Annotated in this window: 6 protein-coding genes; all 6 read right to left on the bottom strand. The window is 57.9% G+C overall.

Annotated features, from left to right (window positions below; translation table 11 throughout):
- Positions 1-305 precede the first annotated feature (305 nt).
- Positions 306-7,151: an Ig-like domain-containing protein gene (locus MID00_RS08440; protein WP_254500170.1), complete on the bottom strand. Its 6,846-nt coding sequence runs from the start codon at positions 7,149-7,151 to the stop codon at positions 306-308.
- Positions 7,096-15,144, bottom strand: a complete 8,049-nt coding sequence (locus MID00_RS08435) for an Ig-like domain-containing protein (RefSeq protein WP_254500169.1) — start codon at positions 15,142-15,144, stop codon at positions 7,096-7,098. Before MID00_RS08435 ends, MID00_RS08440 begins: the two co-directional genes overlap by 56 nt.
- Positions 15,145-15,319: 175 nt before the next feature.
- The gene (locus MID00_RS08430) at positions 15,320-15,934 is read right to left on the bottom strand and encodes a response regulator transcription factor (RefSeq protein WP_026484848.1); all 615 of its coding nucleotides are present in this window, start codon (positions 15,932-15,934) and stop codon (positions 15,320-15,322) included.
- Positions 15,935-16,042: 108 nt separating this feature from the next.
- Positions 16,043-17,329, bottom strand: coding sequence for an HlyD family type I secretion periplasmic adaptor subunit (locus tag MID00_RS08425; RefSeq protein WP_230940577.1), 1,287 nt, complete (start codon positions 17,327-17,329; stop codon positions 16,043-16,045).
- A 71-nt stretch (positions 17,330-17,400) separates the two neighbouring features.
- Positions 17,401-19,590 (bottom strand): type I secretion system permease/ATPase, encoded by a 2,190-nt coding sequence (locus MID00_RS08420; RefSeq protein WP_026484846.1) that lies wholly within the window; start codon positions 19,588-19,590, stop codon positions 17,401-17,403.
- On the bottom strand, positions 19,568-19,789 hold the full coding sequence (locus MID00_RS08415) for a hypothetical protein (protein WP_022983326.1): 222 nt from the start codon (positions 19,787-19,789) through the stop codon (positions 19,568-19,570). The genes MID00_RS08420 and MID00_RS08415 overlap by 23 nt, the downstream gene beginning before the upstream one ends.
- Between the last annotated feature and the right edge of the window lie 43 nt (positions 19,790-19,832).

Genomic DNA, 19,832 nt, shown 5'->3' with positions numbered 1-19,832 from the left:
CAATCGACAAAGCGTCTGAACCCTCTACATATAGAGCAGGCTGTTAAACGGTCATGAACTACCCCTGCGAAAAGAAGCAGCTGGTCTACAAAACCGCAGAGCCAACGCCTACCAGCTCAGACTGGCCAGCCGTTCTGCTGCATGCACCCTCTTTCCTGCAGCCACATCAGGGATCATAGTCACAAATGCCAAGCACCCACTATTGGCGCTGACGACAAGCTGCAGACATAAAAAAACCCCACAAACCCGAAAAGGCTTGTGGGGCTTGGGCACTACCCGCAGATAGTGCCTATCCGGTGAACAGCTTAGAAATCAGAAGACTTCAAAGTACCGTCTTTGAGCGAGTTGGCGATCTGGGCTGCCTTCTCTGCGTCAAAGTCGATGTTGTCCAGAATGATCTTCTGATCGATCTGGCCATTACCTTGAGAGCTGATACCGATTTCCATCTTGCCGTTATCCGAGCTGCCTACCGTCAGGTACTGGCTCAGGTTACCGTCGTTGATGTCGTGGCCCGACAGCAAATCAGTGATATCCAAGGTGTCGGTACCCGAATCACCAAAGTCCATCACGTAATCCACAGCCGGTTTGCTGCTGGTACCTTCATCACCCTTGTTCCATACGAAGGTGTCATCACCCTCGCCGCCGAACATGATGTCGTCGCCAGCACCGCCGATCAGGGTATCGTTTCCGCCTTGACCGTACAGGATGTCGTTACCAGCACCACCATCAAGGATGTCGTTACCACCGCGCTTGTCACCGTCAACATTGAAGTCAGCGTGGTTTTCCTTGATGTACTCGTACAGATCATTACCTGTTGCTGGAGTACCGCCGTTCTTCATTTGCAAGAACACTTCCAGCGCCTTCAAGCCCGAGCCGTCAGGCAGGTTGTCTGGACGACCACCTACTTCATGCCATGGCAACACATCGCCATCGGTATTGACAGTATCACCAAAGATGATGTCGTTGCCGTCACCACCAATGATGTGGTCGTTACCAACCGGCGCTGGATCGTTCGTTACCGAACCACCCTTCAAGGCTGCATCCAGGTCTTCCTTGGTGTTGACGATGTCGACCTTGTTCTCCTCTCTCCAATCACTTGGGTTACCAGAGGACAACAGCGTGACGTCATCAATGTAGACCTTGTAGTTGCTGCTGCTGGAACGATCATCCACCAGGAACTCGAAGCGGTACTGGCCTTCGCCTACTGGTTTGGTCGTGATGGTGCCGGAGCTACCTGGGCGACCACCTTCCTGCACAACTTCCCAATTACCTGTTTTCTCGTTGTACTTCTGCAGTTGCCACTTGAACACGTCCTGGCTATTGCGACCGCTTTCAGCATAGGTAAAGCTAAGCTTGCCATAGCTACCAGCGGCCACTGCCATACCGGGGCCACGAACTGTCGTGGATGTATCGTTCCTATTGCTATAGGTATCCGTGATTTCCAGACGCGATCCGTACCACCAGTCATTGTTAACACCGATAGTGCCCCCACCGACCTTCGTCCAGCCGTCGTGACGACCGTTTTCAAAGTCAGTAACGTCCTTGGTACCACGCACAACATCAATAACTTCAGTACCGGTGTTGTCGTACTTGCGTAGAACATCCACGCTGACGTCGTTACCAATACCCACCGCGTACACCTTGCTACCCGAAGAAGTAACCAGGCTGTTGTAAGCACTCTGACCACGCGAGTCAGCAGTAGCGTCATAGCCACTACCCGCACCCTGTCCATTACCGTACTGCGTTGGGTTACCGTCAGTCAGGAAGTACGTAACGTTTTCATAAGCGTTGCCGTTCTTGTCGACTGCAGGTGCATCGCCAGTCTTGAACCATGCTTCAGCGGCCTTGAAGGCTGCTTCATAGTTGGTACCACCAACGTTGGAGTTCCAGTTGGAGTTATAGCCATTCAAGGTGTCGATCGAGTTCAGCAACTTGACCAGATCAGCATGCGTCAAATCTTTGAAGACCATAGGCTTATCAGCGTTGGTACCAAAGCCAATAATGCTCAGGTTCACCGTGCCGCCTTCGTGGTTGGCCAAGCTTTCAGCCAAGGTCGTCAGCGCGGCCTTCAGCAACTGCATACGGTTCATATTGTCCGTACCAGAAGCTGCTTTCATGCTGTTGGAACGGTCAACCAGGATGGCAATGTTGTAGCTCTGGCCGTGCACGATGTTCTCTTGTACACCACCGCGGTCACCAATAATGACGTCGTCGCCCACGCCACCACTCGGATTGCCACCACCGTTACCATCAACGATCAACTGATCCACATCCAGCGTGTATGGGCCAGAATCGTTGGCAGAAGCGCTGTTACCAGCCGAGTCTGTCGTCGTTACCTTGGCATCAACCGTATCGTTCTTCAACAGATCCTGTACAGGTACTGGGATCTTGAAGGTCAGATCATTGCCAACGGTACCGGTGTATTCCTTGCCACCGATCGTCAGAGTCACGGTATCGCCAGGCTGTACATCCTTGCCAACCGTACCGGTCACGTCAATCGTGCCCTTGCCGTCGCCAGCTTCTTGGTGATCCAGCACACCGTCACCGGCGATCGGATCCAGAGTGATCTCGGCTTCAGGCGCTGTCGTGTCAACACCGTAAGGACGGTTGGCCGTGTCGGTTGCACTGTTACCAGCCGCATCCTCAACCGTCACCGTCGCATCCACCTTGCTGTGGGCAGCCAACTCCGAGCCAGCCACATCCAGCGTCCAGCCCGTACGATCGGCGTTCACCAACGCATCGTAGGTCTTGTCGCCAATCGTCACCTTCACGGTCACACTGTCGGCCGCATCCGCCTTCACGGTCAACGTACCGGTCAAGGTCACGGTGCCCTCGGACTCTTCCTTGTTAACCACATCGTCACCGGCAATCACATCAATCGTGATCTCGGCTTCAGGCGCTGTCGTGTCAACACCGTAAGGACGGTTGGCCGTGTCGGTTGCACTGTTGCCAGCCGCATCCTCAACCGTCACCGTCGCATCCACCTTGCTGTGGGCAGCCAACTCCGAGCCAGCCACATCCAGCGTCCAGCCCGTACGATCGGCGTTCACCAACGCATCGTAGGTCTTGTCGCCAATCGTCACCTTCACGGTCACGCTGTCGGCCGCATCCGCCTTCACGGTCAACGTACCGGTCAAGGTCACGGTGCCCTCGGACTCTTCCTTGTTAACCACATCGTCACCGGCAATCACATCAATCGTGATCTCGGCTTCAGGCGCTGTCGTGTCAACACCGTAAGGACGGTTGGCCGTGTCGGTTGCACTGTTACCAGCCGCATCCTCAACCGTCACCGTCGCATCCACCTTGCTGTGGGCAGCCAACTCCGAGCCAGCCACATCCAGCGTCCAGCCCGTACGATCGGCGTTCACCAACGCATCGTAGGTCTTGTCGCCAATCGTCACCTTCACGGTCACACTGTCGGCCGCATCCGCCTTCACGGTCAACGTACCGGTCAAGGTCACGGTGCCCTCGGACTCTTCCTTGTTAACCACATCGTCACCGGCAATCACATCAATCGTGATCTCGGCTTCAGGCGCTGTCGTGTCAACACCGTAAGGACGGTTGGCCGTGTCGGTTGCACTGTTACCAGCCGCATCCTCAACCGTCACCGTCGCATCCACCTTGCTGTGGGCAGCCAACTCCGAGCCAGCCACATCCAGCGTCCAGCCCGTACGATCGGCGTTCACCAACGCATCGTAGGTCTTGTCGCCAATCGTCACCTTCACGGTCACGCTGTCGGCCGCATCCGCCTTCACGGTCAACGTACCGGTCAAGGTCACGGTGCCCTCGGACTCTTCCTTGTTAACCACATCGTCACCGGCAATCACATCAATCGTGATCTCGGCTTCAGGCGCTGTCGTGTCAACACCGTAAGGACGGTTGGCCGTGTCGGTTGCACTGTTACCAGCCGCATCCTCAACCGTCACCGTCGCATCCACCTTGCTGTGGGCAGCCAACTCCGAGCCAGCCACATCCAGCGTCCAGCCCGTACGATCGGCGTTCACCAACGCATCGTAGGTCTTGTCGCCAATCGTCACCTTCACGGTCACACTGTCGGCCGCATCCGCCTTCACGGTCAACGTACCGGTCAAGGTCACGGTGCCCTCGGACTCTTCCTTGTTAACCACATCGTCACCGGCAATCACATCAATCGTGATCTCGGCTTCAGGCGCTGTCGTGTCAACACCGTAAGGACGGTTGGCCGTGTCGGTTGCACTGTTGCCAGCCGCATCCTCAACCGTCACCGTCGCATCCACCTTGCTGTGGGCAGCCAACTCCGAGCCAGCCACATCCAGCGTCCAGCCCGTACGATCGGCGTTCACCAACGCATCGTAGGTCTTGTCGCCAATCGTCACCTTCACGGTCACGCTGTCGGCCGCATCCGCCTTCACGGTCAACGTACCGGTCAAGGTCACGGTGCCCTCGGACTCTTCCTTGTTAACCACATCGTCACCGGCAATCACATCAATCGTGATCTCGGCTTCAGGCGCTGTCGTGTCAACACCGTAAGGACGGTTGGCCGTGTCGGTTGCACTGTTACCAGCCGCATCCTCAACCGTCACCGTCGCATCCACCTTGCTGTGGGCAGCCAACTCCGAGCCAGCCACATCCAGCGTCCAGCCCGTACGATCGGCGTTCACCAACGCATCGTAGGTCTTGTCGCCAATCGTCACCTTCACGGTCACACTGTCGGCCGCATCCGCCTTCACGGTCAACGTACCGGTCAAGGTCACGGTGCCCTCGGACTCTTCCTTGTTAACCACATCGTCACCGGCAATCACATCAATCGTGATCTCGGCTTCAGGCGCTGTCGTGTCAACACCGTAAGGACGGTTGGCCGTGTCGGTTGCACTGTTACCAGCCGCATCCTCAACCGTCACCGTCGCATCCACCTTGCTGTGGGCAGCCAACTCCGAGCCAGCCACATCCAGCGTCCAGCCCGTACGATCGGCGTTCACCAACGCATCGTAGGTCTTGTCGCCAATCGTCACCTTCACGGTCACGCTGTCGGCCGCATCCGCCTTCACGGTCAACGTACCGGTCAAGGTCACGGTGCCCTCGGACTCTTCCTTGTTAACCACATCATCACCGGCAATCACATCAATCGTGATCTCGGCTTCAGGCGCTGTCGTGTCAACACCGTAAGGACGGTTGGCCGTGTCGGTTGCACTGTTACCAGCCGCATCCTCAACCGTCACCGTCGCATCCACCTTGCTGTGGGCAGCCAACTCCGAGCCAGCCACATCCAGCGTCCAGCCCGTACGATCGGCGTTCACCAACGCATCGTAGGTCTTGTCGCCAATCGTCACCTTCACGGTCACGCTGTCGGCCGCATCCGCCTTCACGGTCAACGTACCGGTCAAGGTCACGGTGCCCTCGGACTCTTCCTTGTTAACCACATCATCACCGGCAATCACATCAATCGTGATCTCGGCTTCAGGCGCTGTCGTGTCAACACCGTAAGGACGGTTGGCCGTGTCGGTTGCACTGTTGCCAGCCGCATCCTCAACCGTCACCGTCGCATCCACCTTGCTGTGGGCAGCCAACTCCGAGCCAGCCACATCCAACGTCCAGCCCGTACGATCGGCGTTCACCAACGCATCGTAGGTCTTGTCGCCAATCGTCACCTTCACGGTCACGCTGTCGGCCGCATCCGCCTTCACGGTCAACGTACCGGTCAAGGTCACGGTGCCCTCGGACTCTTCCTTGTTAACCACATCGTCACCGGCAATCACATCAATCGTGATCTCGGCTTCAGGCGCTGTCGTGTCAACACCGTAAGGACGGTTGGCCGTGTCGGTTGCACTGTTACCAGCCGCATCCTCAACCGTCACCGTCGCATCCACCTTGCTGTGGGCAGCCAACTCCGAGCCAGCCACATCCAGCGTCCAGCCCGTACGATCGGCGTTCACCAACGCATCGTAGGTCTTGTCGCCAATCGTCACCTTCACGGTCACGCTGTCGGCCGCATCCGCCTTCACGGTCAACGTACCGGTCAAGGTCACGGTGCCCTCGGACTCTTCCTTGTTAACCACATCGTCACCGGCAATCACATCAATCGTGATCTCGGCTTCAGGCGCTGTCGTGTCAACACCGTAAGGACGGTTGGCCGTGTCGGTTGCACTGTTGCCAGCCGCATCCTCAACCGTCACCGTCGCATCCACCTTGCTGTGGGCAGCCAACTCCGAGCCAGCCACATCCAGCGTCCAGCCCGTACGATCGGCGTTCACCAACGCATCGTAGGTCTTGTCGCCAATCGTCACCTTCACGGTCACGCTGTCGGCCGCATCCGCCTTCACGGTCAACGTACCGGTCAAGGTCACGGTGCCCTCGGACTCTTCCTTGTTAACCACATCGTCACCGGCAATCACATCAATCGTGATCTCGGCTTCAGGCGCTGTCGTGTCAACACCGTAAGGACGGTTGGCCGTGTCGGTTGCACTGTTACCAGCCGCATCCTCAACCGTCACCGTCGCATCCACCTTGCTGTGGGCAGCCAACTCCGAGCCAGCCACATCCAGCGTCCAGCCCGTACGATCGGCGTTCACCAACGCATCGTAGGTCTTGTCGCCAATCGTCACCTTCACGGTCACACTGTCGGCCGCATCCGCCTTCACGGTCAACGTACCGGTCAAGGTCACGGTGCCCTCGGACTCTTCCTTGTTAACCACATCGTCACCGGCAATCACATCAATCGTGATCTCGGCTTCAGGCGCTGTCGTGTCAACACCGTAAGGACGGTTGGCCGTGTCGGTTGCACTGTTACCAGCCGCATCCTCAACCGTCACCGTCGCATCCACCTTGCTGTGGGCAGCCAACTCCGAGCCAGCCACATCCAGCGTCCAGCCCGTACGATCGGCGTTCACCAACGCATCGTAGGTCTTGTCGCCAATCGTCACCTTCACGGTCACGCTGTCGGCCGCATCCGCCTTCACGGTCAACGTACCGGTCAAGGTCACGGTGCCCTCGGACTCTTCCTTGTTAACCACATCGTCACCGGCAATCACATCAATCGTGATCTCGGCTTCAGGCGCTGTCGTGTCAACACCGTAAGGACGGTTGGCCGTGTCGGTTGCACTGTTACCAGCCGCATCCTCAACCGTCACCGTCGCATCCACCTTGCTGTGGGCAGCCAACTCCGAGCCAGCCACATCCAGCGTCCAGCGTCCAGCCCGTACGATCGGCGTTCACCAACGCATCGTAGGTCTTGTCGCCAATCGTCACCTTCACGGTCACACTGTCGGCCGCATCCGCCTTCACGGTCAACGTACCGGTCAAGGTCACGGTGCCCTCGGACTCTTCCTTGTTAACCACATCGTCACCGGCAATCACATCAATCGTGATCTCGGCTTCAGGCGCTGTCGTGTCAACACCGTAAGGACGGTTGGCCGTGTCGGTTGCACTGTTACCAGCCGCATCCTCAACCGTCACCGTCGCATCCACCTTGCTGTGGGCAGCCAACTCCGAGCCAGCCACATCCAGCGTCCAGCCCGTACGATCGGCGTTCACCAACGCATCGTAGGTCTTGTCGCCAATCGTCACCTTCACGGTCACGCTGTCGGCCGCATCCGCCTTCACGGTCAACGTACCGGTCAAGGTCACGGTGCCCTCGGACTCTTCCTTGTTAACCACATCGTCACCGGCAATCACATCAATCGTGATCTCGGCTTCAGGCGCTGTCGTGTCAACACCGTAAGGACGGTTGGCCGTGTCGGTTGCACTGTTACCAGCCGCATCCTCAACCGTCACCGTCGCATCCACCTTGCTGTGGGCAGCCAACTCCGAGCCAGCCACATCCAGCGTCCAGCCCGTACGATCGGCGTTCACCAACGCATCGTAGGTCTTGTCGCCAATCGTCACCTTCACGGTCACACTGTCGGCCGCATCCGCCTTCACGGTCAACGTACCGGTCAAGGTCACGGTGCCCTCGGACTCTTCCTTGTTAACCACATCATCACCGGCAATCACATCAATCGTGATCTCGGCTTCAGGCGCTGTCGTGTCAACACCGTAAGGACGGTTGGCCGTGTCGGTTGCACTGTTGCCAGCCGCATCCTCAACCGTCACCGTCGCATCCACCTTGCTGTGGGCAGCCAACTCCGAGCCAGCCACATCCAGCGTCCAGCCCGTACGATCGGCGTTCACCAACGCATCGTAGGTCTTGTCGCCAATCGTCACCTTCACGGTCACGCTGTCGGCCGCATCCGCCTTCACGGTCAACGTACCGGTCAAGGTCACGGTGCCCTCGGACTCTTCCTTGTTAACCACATCATCACCGGCAATCACATCAATCGTGATCTCGGCTTCAGGCGCTGTCGTGTCAACACCGTAAGGACGGTTGGCCGTGTCGGTTGCACTGTTACCAGCCGCATCCTCAACCGTCACCGTCGCATCCACCTTGCTGTGGGCAGCCAACTCCGAGCCAGCCACATCCAGCGTCCAGCCCGTACGATCGGCGTTCACCAACGCATCGTAGGTCTTGTCGCCAATCGTCACCTTCACGGTCACACTGTCGGCCGCATCCGCCTTCACGGTCAACGTACCGGTCAAGGTCACGGTGCCCTCGGACTCTTCCTTGTTAACCACATCGTCACCGGCAATCACATCAATCGTGATCTCGGCTTCAGGCGCTGTCGTGTCAACACCGTAAGGACGGTTGGCCGTGTCGGTTGCACTGTTGCCAGCCGCATCCTCAACCGTCACCGTCGCATCCACCTTGCTGTGGGCAGCCAACTCCGAGCCAGCCACATCCAGCGTCCAGCCCGTACGATCGGCGTTCACCAACGCATCGTAGGTCTTGTCGCCAATCGTCACCTTCACGGTCACGCTGTCGGCCGCATCCGCCTTCACGGTCAACGTACCGGTCAAGGTCACGGTGCCCTCGGACTCTTCCTTGTTAACCACATCGTCACCGGCAATCACATCAATCGTGATCTCGGCTTCAGGCGCTGTCGTGTCAACACCGTAAGGACGGTTGGCCGTGTCGGTTGCACTGTTGCCAGCCGCATCCTCAACCGTCACCGTCGCATCCACCTTGCTGTGGGCAGCCAACTCCGAGCCAGCCACATCCAGCGTCCAGCCCGTACGATCGGCGTTCACCAACGCATCGTAGGTCTTGTCGCCAATCGTCACCTTCACGGTCACGCTGTCGGCCGCATCCGCCTTCACGGTCAACGTACCGGTCAAGGTCACGGTGCCCTCGGACTCTTCCTTGTTAACCACATCGTCACCGGCAATCACATCAATCGTGATCTCGGCTTCAGGCGCTGTCGTGTCAACACCGTAAGGACGGTTGGCCGTGTCGGTTGCACTGTTACCAGCCGCATCCTCAACCGTCACCGTCGCATCCACCTTGCTGTGGGCAGCCAACTCCGAGCCAGCCACATCCAGCGTCCAGCCCGTACGATCGGCGTTCACCAACGCATCGTAGGTCTTGTCGCCAATCGTCACCTTCACGGTCACACTGTCGGCCGCATCCGCCTTCACGGTCAACGTACCGGTCAAGGTCACGGTGCCCTCGGACTCTTCCTTGTTAACCACATCGTCACCGGCAATCACATCAATCGTGATCTCGGCTTCAGGCGCTGTCGTGTCAACACCGTAAGGACGGTTGGCCGTGTCGGTTGCACTGTTACCAGCCGCATCCTCAACCGTCACCGTCGCATCCACCTTGCTGTGGGCAGCCAACTCCGAGCCAGCCACATCCAGCGTCCAGCCCGTACGATCGGCGTTCACCAACGCATCGTAGGTCTTGTCGCCAATCGTCACCTTCACGGTCACACTGTCGGCCGCATCCGCCTTCACGGTCAACGTACCGGTCAAGGTCACGGTGCCCTCGGACTCTTCCTTGTTAACCACATCGTCACCGGCAATCACATCAATCGTGATCTCGGCTTCAGGCGCTGTCGTGTCAACACCGTAAGGACGGTTGGCCGTGTCGGTTGCACTGTTACCAGCCGCATCCTCAACCGTCACCGTCGCATCCACCTTGCTGTGGGCAGCCAACTCCGAGCCAGCCACATCCAGCGTCCAGCCCGTACGATCGGCGTTCACCAACGCATCGTAGGTCTTGTCGCCAATCGTCACCTTCACGGTCACGCTGTCGGCCGCATCCGCCTTCACGGTCAACGTACCGGTCAAGGTCACGGTGCCCTCGGACTCTTCCTTGTTAACCACATCATCACCGGCAATCACATCAATCGTGATCTCGGCTTCAGGCGCTGTCGTGTCAACACCGTAAGGACGGTTGGCCGTGTCGGTTGCACTGTTACCAGCCGCATCCTCAACCGTCACCGTCGCATCCACCTTGCTGTGGGCAGCCAACTCCGAGCCAGCCACATCCAGCGTCCAGCCCGTACGATCGGCGTTCACCAACGCATCGTAGGTCTTGTCGCCAATCGTCACCTTCACGGTCACGCTGTCGGCCGCATCCGCCTTCACGGTCAACGTACCGGTCAAGGTCACGGTGCCCTCGGACTCTTCCTTGTTAACCACATCATCACCGGCAATCACATCAATCGTGATCTCGGCTTCAGGCGCTGTCGTGTCAACACCGTAAGGACGGTTGGCCGTGTCGGTTGCACTGTTGCCAGCCGCATCCTCAACCGTCACCGTCGCATCCACCTTGCTGTGGGCAGCCAACTCCGAGCCAGCCACATCCAACGTCCAGCCCGTACGATCGGCGTTCACCAACGCATCGTAGGTCTTGTCGCCAATCGTCACCTTCACGGTCACGCTGTCGGCCGCATCCGCCTTCACGGTCAACGTACCGGTCAAGGTCACGGTGCCCTCGGACTCTTCCTTGTTAACCACATCATCACCGGCAATCACATCAATCGTGATCTCGGCTTCAGGCGCTGTCGTGTCAACACCGTAAGGACGGTTGGCCGTGTCGGTTGCACTGTTGCCAGCCGCATCCTCAACCGTCACCGTCGCATCCACCTTGCTGTGGGCAGCCAACTCCGAGCCAGCCACATCCAGCGTCCAGCCCGTACGATCGGCGTTCACCAACGCATCGTAGGTCTTGTCGCCAATCGTCACCTTCACGGTCACACTGTCGGCCGCATCCGCCTTCACGGTCAACGTACCGGTCAAGGTCACGGTGCCCTCGGACTCTTCCTTGTTAACCACATCGTCACCGGCAATCACATCAATCGTGATCTCGGCTTCAGGCGCTGTCGTGTCAACACCGTAAGGACGGTTGGCCGTGTCGGTTGCACTGTTGCCAGCCGCATCCTCAACCGTCACCGTCGCATCCACCTTGCTGTGGGCAGCCAACTCCGAGCCAGCCACATCCAGCGTCCAGCCCGTACGATCGGCGTTCACCAACGCATCGTAGGTCTTGTCGCCAATCGTCACCTTCACGGTCACGCTGTCGGCCGCATCCGCCTTCACGGTCAACGTACCGGTCAAGGTCACGGTGCCCTCGGACTCTTCCTTGTTAACCACATCGTCACCGGCAATCACATCAATCGTGATCTCGGCTTCAGGCGCTGTCGTGTCAACACCGTAAGGACGGTTGGCCGTGTCGGTTGCACTGTTGCCAGCCGCATCCTCAACCGTCACCGTCGCATCCACCTTGCTGTGGGCAGCCAACTCCGAGCCAGCCACATCCAGCGTCCAGCCCGTACGATCGGCGTTCACCAACGCATCGTAGGTCTTGTCGCCAATCGTCACCTTCACGGTCACGCTGTCGGCCGCATCCGCCTTCACGGTCAACGTACCGGTCAAGGTCACGGTGCCCTCGGACTCTTCCTTGTTAACCACATCGTCACCGGCAATCACATCAATCGTGATCTCGGCTTCAGGCGCTGTCGTGTCAACACCGTAAGGACGGTTGGCCGTGTCGGTTGCACTGTTACCAGCCGCATCCTCAACCGTCACCGTCGCATCCACCTTGCTGTGGGCAGCCAACTCCGAGCCAGCCACATCCAGCGTCCAGCCCGTACGATCGGCGTTCACCAACGCATCGTAGGTCTTGTCGCCAATCGTCACCTTCACGGTCACACTGTCGGCCGCATCCGCCTTCACGGTCAACGTACCGGTCAAGGTCACGGTGCCCTCGGACTCTTCCTTGTTAACCACATCGTCACCGGCAATCACATCAATCGTGATCTCGGCTTCAGGCGCTGTCGTGTCAACACCGTAAGGACGGTTGGCCGTGTCGGTTGCACTGTTACCAGCCGCATCCTCAACCGTCACCGTCGCATCCACCTTGCTGTGGGCAGCCAACTCCGAGCCAGCCACATCCAGCGTCCAGCCCGTACGATCGGCGTTCACCAACGCATCGTAGGTCTTGTCGCCAATCGTCACCTTCACGGTCACGCTGTCGGCCGCATCCGCCTTCACGGTCAACGTACCGGTCAAGGTCACGGTGCCCTCGGACTCTTCCTTGTTAACCACATCATCACCGGCAATCACATCAATCGTGATCTCGGCTTCAGGCGCTGTCGTGTTAACACCGTAAGGACGGTTGGCCGTGTCGGTTGCACTGTTACCAGCCGCATCCTCAACCGTCACCGTCGCATCCACCTTGCTGTGGGCAGCCAACTCCGAGCCAGCCACATCCAGCGTCCAGCCCGTACGATCGGCGTTCACCAACGCATCGTAGGTCTTGTCGCCAATCGTCACCTTCACGGTCACGCTGTCGGCCGCATCCGCCTTCACGGTCAACGTACCGGTCAAGGTCACGGTGCCCTCGGACTCTTCCTTGTTAACCACATCGTCACCGGCAATCACATCAATCGTGATCTCGGCTTCAGGCGCTGTCGTGTCAACACCGTAAGGACGGTTGGCCGTGTCGGTTGCACTGTTACCAGCCGCATCCTCAACCGTCACCGTCGCATCCACCTTGCTGTGGGCAGCCAACTCCGAGCCAGCCACATCCAGCGTCCAGCCCGTACGATCGGCGTTCACCAACGCATCGTAGGTCTTGTCGCCAATCGTCACCTTCACGGTCACGCTGTCGGCCGCATCCGCCTTCACGGTCAACGTACCGGTCAAGGTCACGGTGCCCTCGGACTCTTCCTTGTTAACCACATCGTCACCGGCAATCACATCAATCGTGATCTCGGCTTCAGGCGCTGTCGTGTCAACACCGTAAGGACGGTTGGCCGTGTCGGTTGCACTGTTACCAGCCGCATCCTCAACCGTCACCGTCGCATCCACCTTGCTGTGGGCAGCCAACTCCGAGCCAGCCACATCCAGCGTCCAGCCCGTACGATCGGCGTTCACCAACGCATCGTAGGTCTTGTCGCCAATCGTCACCTTCACGGTCACGCTGTCGGCCGCATCCGCCTTCACGGTCAACGTACCGGTCAAGGTCACGGTGCCCTCGGACTCTTCCTTGTTAACCACATCGTCACCGGCAATCACATCAATCGTGATCTCGGCTTCAGGCGCTGTCGTGTCAACACCGTAAGGACGGTTGGCCGTGTCGGTTGCACTGTTACCAGCCGCATCCTCAACCGTCACCGTCGCATCCACCTTGCTGTGGGCAGCCAACTCCGAGCCAGCCACATCCAGCGTCCAGCCCGTACGATCGGCGTTCACCAACGCATCGTAGGTCTTGTCGCCAATCGTCACCTTCACGGTCACGCTGTCGGCCGCATCCGCCTTCACGGTCAACGTACCGGTCAAGGTCACGGTGCCCTCGGACTCTTCCTTGTTAACCACATCGTCACCGGCAATCACATCAATCGTGATCTCGGCTTCAGGCGCTGTCGTGTCAACACCGTAAGGACGGTTGGCCGTGTCGGTTGCACTGTTACCAGCCGCATCCTCAACCGTCACCGTCGCATCCACCTTGCTGTGGGCAGCCAACTCCGAGCCAGCCACATCCAGCGTCCAGCCCGTACGATCGGCGTTCACCAACGCATCGTAGGTCTTGTCGCCAATCGTCACCTTCACGGTCACACTGTCGGCCGCATCCGCCTTCACGGTCAACGTACCGGTCAAGGTCACGGTGCCCTCGGACTCTTCCTTGTTAACCACATCGTCACCGGCAATCACATCAATCGTGATCTCGGCCTCGGGAGGCGTTACGTCTACGTCGTATGGCTTCTCGTCGGTAGCGGTCGTGGTGTTGCCAGCGTCGTCAGTCGTGGTGACCTTGGCTTCAACCTTGTCGTTGTTGACCAGCTCGGAGCCAGGAACGTCCACGCTCCAGGTCTTGCCGTCCGGATTAACGGTGGTTTCGTATTCTTTACCACCAACGGTCACGGTGACCTTGTCACCAGGTTTGACGTCTTTGCCGACGGTACCAGTAATCGTTACATCACCTTCGGATTCTTCCTTATTGATGACGCCGTCTTCAGTAATGGAATCGATAGTGATTTCAGCTTCTGGAGGCAGCGTGTCGACCGTGGTCGTGTCTTCGCCGCCGTTACCTGGGGTACCGACTTCGTTGGTGTAACTGCCGTCGGGTACTTTGACGGTAATTTCACCTTCGTAGTTCGGTGGGGGAACCAGCGTACCGGTCCAGGTCTTGGGATCTTTGTTGTCTGGTGTCAGACCTTCGATGCGACCGCCGCCGGTGACCACGATATCTTCGATATCAAAGCCAAATGGCACTTCAGTAAATGTGAAGGTAACGGTGCCGTCGTCATTGATCTTGACAGTAACGGAGGGAGGAACCAGAGGACCGGCCTCTTCTTCGCCAGTACCGCTGTAGCCACCCAGACGCACGTTTTCAACGGTAGGCACGCCAGGACGTGGGTATTCCAGGGCCAGAGGGCGAGTGGTTTCCACAATGCTGACCAGGCGGGTGAAGCTGCTGCCACCGCCTTCGCCACCACCGGTCAATACGGCAGCGGTTGGGTCAAGTTGGGAGAATGGGTCATCACCAGCTTCCAGTGCGGCCAACACAGCCGTAATGGCTGGGTCGTTCGGGTTGGCCAGAGCAGCGGCTACTGGGTCCACATCGGTTTCTGCGATATCGCCGCTGACCAGAAAGGAGCGATTATCGGAAATGGTCATCGATGGGCTGCCAGGGATCTCAAGCTCGACGCTGGCGCCGGTCTCGGTGATGATCTCGGCATTAACAGGGACGCGCATCCCTTCTTTGACAGCTACTTTGGAGCCATCGGCGGTACGGATCCATGCCGTACCTTCAACTCGTGTCACTAAAACAGTATCCAGTGCCATGACTGTCTGATTCCTAAAAAAAGACTGCCGCCAAGCAGCAGTCAGAAATGGACTTTCTTTGATCAGAGAATAGCGAGTTGGCCCGCTAGTCGATATTGGCGTCGCCGCCAGTTCGCTGTTTTATTTATTGTTATTGACCTTACTTAACAATACGAACGGGACGGCGAGCAGGGGTTCAGGCTATGCCGTGTACTTTTAGCGCCAACATCAAACGATCTGTTACATCCAGCTTTTCAAAAACAGCCTGAAGATGGGCGCGAACCGTTCTCTCGGTGATGCCCAGGTCTTTTGCAATCAGCTGATTGGAGTGGCCCAGCGAGGCGCGTTGCGCAACCTCGACTTCACGGCTGGTCAGGGTGCTTTCCCAGCCCACCTTGGGTTCCAGGCGACGGGTAACGTCGCTGAGCAAACGGCTCAGCAAGGACTCCCCAACCCAAACCTGCCCGCTAGCCACGTGGTCCAGCGCCTGCACCAGCAAAGGCGACGAGCTGTAGGCGTGAATGTAACCGCGAGCCCCCAGGGCCAGTACGGCCTGACCTTCGCTATCCAAAGGACGTGGGCTAGCGACAATAATCTTCATGCCCTGCACAGCCTTGGACCATTGGGGATGATTCCACAAAGCCAGGGCACTATCGACCACCACCAGATCACGCTGCTGTTGTTTCCAACGCAATAAATCGTCCATGCCCTGCCCTCTGGCGGGCAGCCAGGTGACCGAATCCAGATGACGCCAATGCTGCCACAACGCCTCATCGGCAGTCAGAAATAAAACCGAATTTACTTGTCGCATACCGCTTTTCCCTTACTGGTAACACGAGCTATATGCCATCAGCTCTTGGTCTGACTCGGGTGTTACACCTCTATCGTCAGCGCTACTCCCCCAACGGACCAATCAGCCTTAACGCTCTCTGAATGCGTTGGATCTGGCCCTGAGAATAGGTTTGAGTAAGTACTGCATAACAGTCCGCTTGCCGGTCATGATGTGCACTTCGGCCACCATACCGGGCAAGATTGGACGGTTATCGTCACCGACATACACCGTGTCCGTACGTACTTTAGCTATATAGAATGAATTGCCTTTTTCATCGGTAATGGTGTCGGCACTGGTCTGTTCCAGCACGCCGGGCAAGCCGCCATAAACAGCAAAGTCATAGGCGGTGAATTTGACCTCGGCAGTCTGGCCCGAGTGCAGAAACCCGATATCGCGCGGATTGATGCGCACTTCCAACAGCAGGGTGTCGTCAGTGGGCACGATTTCCAGAATGTCTTTACCGGGCTGCACCACACCGCCGACCGTATTGGCGGACAGGGTCTTGATGGTGCCGCGCACGGGCGAGCGCACTTCAGCCAGGCGCACACGGTCGGCCAGGGCACGTTGGCCTTGCTCCAGGGAAGCCAGCTTGGCACGTGTTTCAGCCAGTTCGGTACGGGCCTGATTGCGGAAGGTAATTTCCACCTCGCCAATCCGGTTCTGGGCTTCCTGAATCGAGGCCTGAATACGGCTGATCTGTGCCGTGGCCGCTTTCTGCTCACCGCAATAACGAGCCACATCACGCTGCAGACGCAGCAAATCCACTTCGGACACCGCCCCGCTTTTGAGCAAAGGACGTGTCATTTGCAGTTCTTGCGAGGTCAGCCCGCAACTGGACGCGGCCTGATCACGATTGGCCTGCGTCTCACGCAATTCTTGTTGACGCTGGTTCAACTGTTCCTGAGCCACTGAAATATTGGAGCGCAGCTCTTCGGTACGAGCCTGCCAGACGCGGCGTTCCATTTCTGCCAGATCAGGGGCTTTTTCCAGCACTTCACTGGGCATATCAAAGGGCTGATCGGCAGCAATCGCTTCCAGTCGAGCTGCCTTGGCCATCAAGGACAAGGACTCGGCTTCGTTCTCGCCCAAGGAGGACGAGGCACGGGTAGGATCGATACGCAACAGCACTTCGCCCGCTTCCACGGACTGGCCTGGCCGCACCAGAATTTCTTCCACCACACCACCGTCCAGACTTTGCACAATCTGGACCTGGCGAGATGGCACAACCTTGCCCTCGCCACGCACCACTTCATCAATACTGGCAAAACTGGCCCAGACAATCAGCAGGCTGATGGCCAGCAAGGTCAACCAGATCAGCAGCGTGGAGCCCCGTACATCTTGGTAACGAGCCGTCCACGATGCGTTTTTGAGCATATTGCTACCAGGAGGCGGAGAATTGGTGTCCTGGAGTTGTGCACGCACCCAATTGGTCAGGTTCTTTATCTTCATGCTGCACTCCGGGCCTTACCAATCTGCCCACTACGCAAAGCGGCAATGACCTGATCCTTAGGACCATCCGCCACAATACGCCCCATATCCATCACGATCAGGCGATCCACCAGCTCCAGCAAGGCGGTGCGGTGGGTCACAAGCACAACTGTCTTGCCCTCACATTCTTTATGCAGGCTGCGACGCAAGGCCGATTCGCTCTGGTTATCCATATTGCTGCTGGGTTCATCCAGCAACAGAATGGACGGGTTACCGATCAAGGCACGAGCCACAGCGATAGCCTGACGCTGACCACCCGAGAGGGATTCGCCGCGTTCGCCAATCATCATGTCGTAGCCATCAGGATGGCGTCGTGCGAAATCATCCACCCCGGCCTGACGAGCCGCTGCCAACATTTGATCGTCAGTTGCATAAGGCGTGCCCATCAGCAAATTGTGTTTCAAAGTGCCATAGAACAGCGTGGGGTCCTGCGAGACATAGCCCATGGATCGACGCACGTCTGCCGGGTCAATCTGCTGGCTATCAATTCCGTCCAGCACAACGGTGCCGCCCGTCGGTTTGTACAGACCCAGGATCAGCTTGGATAAGGTGGTTTTGCCGGAGCCAATACGGCCGATAATCCCTATCTTCTCGCCAGCCTTCAAGGAAAAACTGACCTTATCCAGCACGTTCTGATTGGTGCCGGGATAGCTGAAACTGACGTTACGGAACTCGATAGAGCCTTCCAGATAAGGACGCGGCACAAAGTGACGCTCTTCAGGATGCTCTACCGGCATATTCATGTACGAATCCACCGAACCCAAGGAGGTACGTGCATTCTGATACTGCATCATCAAGCCAGCCACTTGCCCCAAAGGAGCCAGGCAACGGCCTGCAATCATGGAGGAAGCAATAATGCCCCCCATGGACAATTTGGTTTCCTGAACCAGATACACCCCGATGATCACCACGCTGATGGTGACCATCTGCTGCAGCATCTGCACCGTGTTCACGGTCAGGGTGGAAGTCATCTTGATGCGCGCACCCTGACGAGCCAGGTATTCGGTGGACTGCTCCCAGTCGCGCTGCGCATTGCTTTGCGCATTCAGGACCTTCAAGGTTTCCATACCAGCCAGGGATTCGACCAGGCCGGCGTTACGCTGGGCAGCAGCCTGGAAGGTCTGTTTGGTCAGGCGTTCCATACGTGCCTGAGCAAACCAGGAAATACCCAGAATGATCACAATGGCCACAACGGGCGGGATCAGCATCCAGGGCGAGATCCAGGCCAGCACAGCCAAAAACAGCAGCACAAATGGCAAATCGACCAGTGTCGTCAAACTGGCCGAAGCGATAAAGTCGCGCACCGATTCAAAGGAGCGCAGATTGGCAGCAAAAGAGCCCACCGACGGCGGTCGGTTCTCCATGCGCAAGTCCAGCACCCGCTCCATAATCCGTGCGGACAACTGAATATCTACCCGTTTACTAGCGGCATCAACCACATAGGCCCGCACACTGGAGAGCACCATGTTCATGACCAGCACCAGCCCGATCCCGATCGACAGCACCCACAGAGTTTCAATCGCTTTATTGGGAACCACCCGGTCGTACACGTTCATGGTGTAGAGCGGAATGGCCAGCGCAAACAGGTTGATCAGCAAGGCAGCGCCAATGGCGTCGCGATACAGACGCCAGTTTTGCACCACAGCTGTCCAGAACCAGTGCTTGCCCTTCATGGGGGCCACACCATCTTTGGCACGCGCTTCGACGCGGAAATCCGGCTGCACCACGGCCAACAGCCCGGAGTACTGCGCTTGCAGATCTTCCAGGCTGATTTCGCTGGGGCTACCACTTTCCGGGAAATGCACCCGGGCACGTTCTTCTTCCAGGCCCAACAAGACACATGCCCGGTTATTGTTCAGCAACAAAATAACCGGGAACAGATTGGTGTCGAGTTCGGTAAAGGCGCGGCGCCACACTCGGGCCGTGCAATGACCACGCGCGGCCGCTCGACTGAGCAAGGCAGGCGTCAAACGCCCACGCTGCAAAGGCAAGCCTGCAGACAAGTGCTGCGGCGTGCAAGGATTACCGTGGATACGGGTAATCTCTGCCAGGCAGGTCAGAAGAGGATCATCATGCGTCAGATGAGGCGGGATACTGTATTGCCCGCTTGCTTGTGTCGTGCTGTCAGATGAGTGGTTCATCGTCATTAATCAAATCCAGCGAATCCCGCAGGCGTTGACGGGTACGTTTGCGCTCGTTCAATTTGGCCAAGGCCTGGGGAGGCAGATCAGTCATACGAAGCACACCGTTAGCAACCAGTGCATCAATCAAATCCTCCAGCACTCGGATAAAACTGGCATCCGAGACTGAGAGCTCTTGTTTGTAGTCATCTTCGTTCTGACTCATACGTGCCTCCCTTCACTATCCAATAACGCCAAGAAGCAGCTAC

Source organism: Alcaligenes sp. NLF5-7, assembly GCF_024266725.1.
Taxonomy (GTDB): Bacteria; Pseudomonadota; Gammaproteobacteria; order Burkholderiales; family Burkholderiaceae_B; genus Alcaligenes; species Alcaligenes phenolicus.
This window is presented reverse-complemented; position numbering and strand designations above follow the sequence as displayed.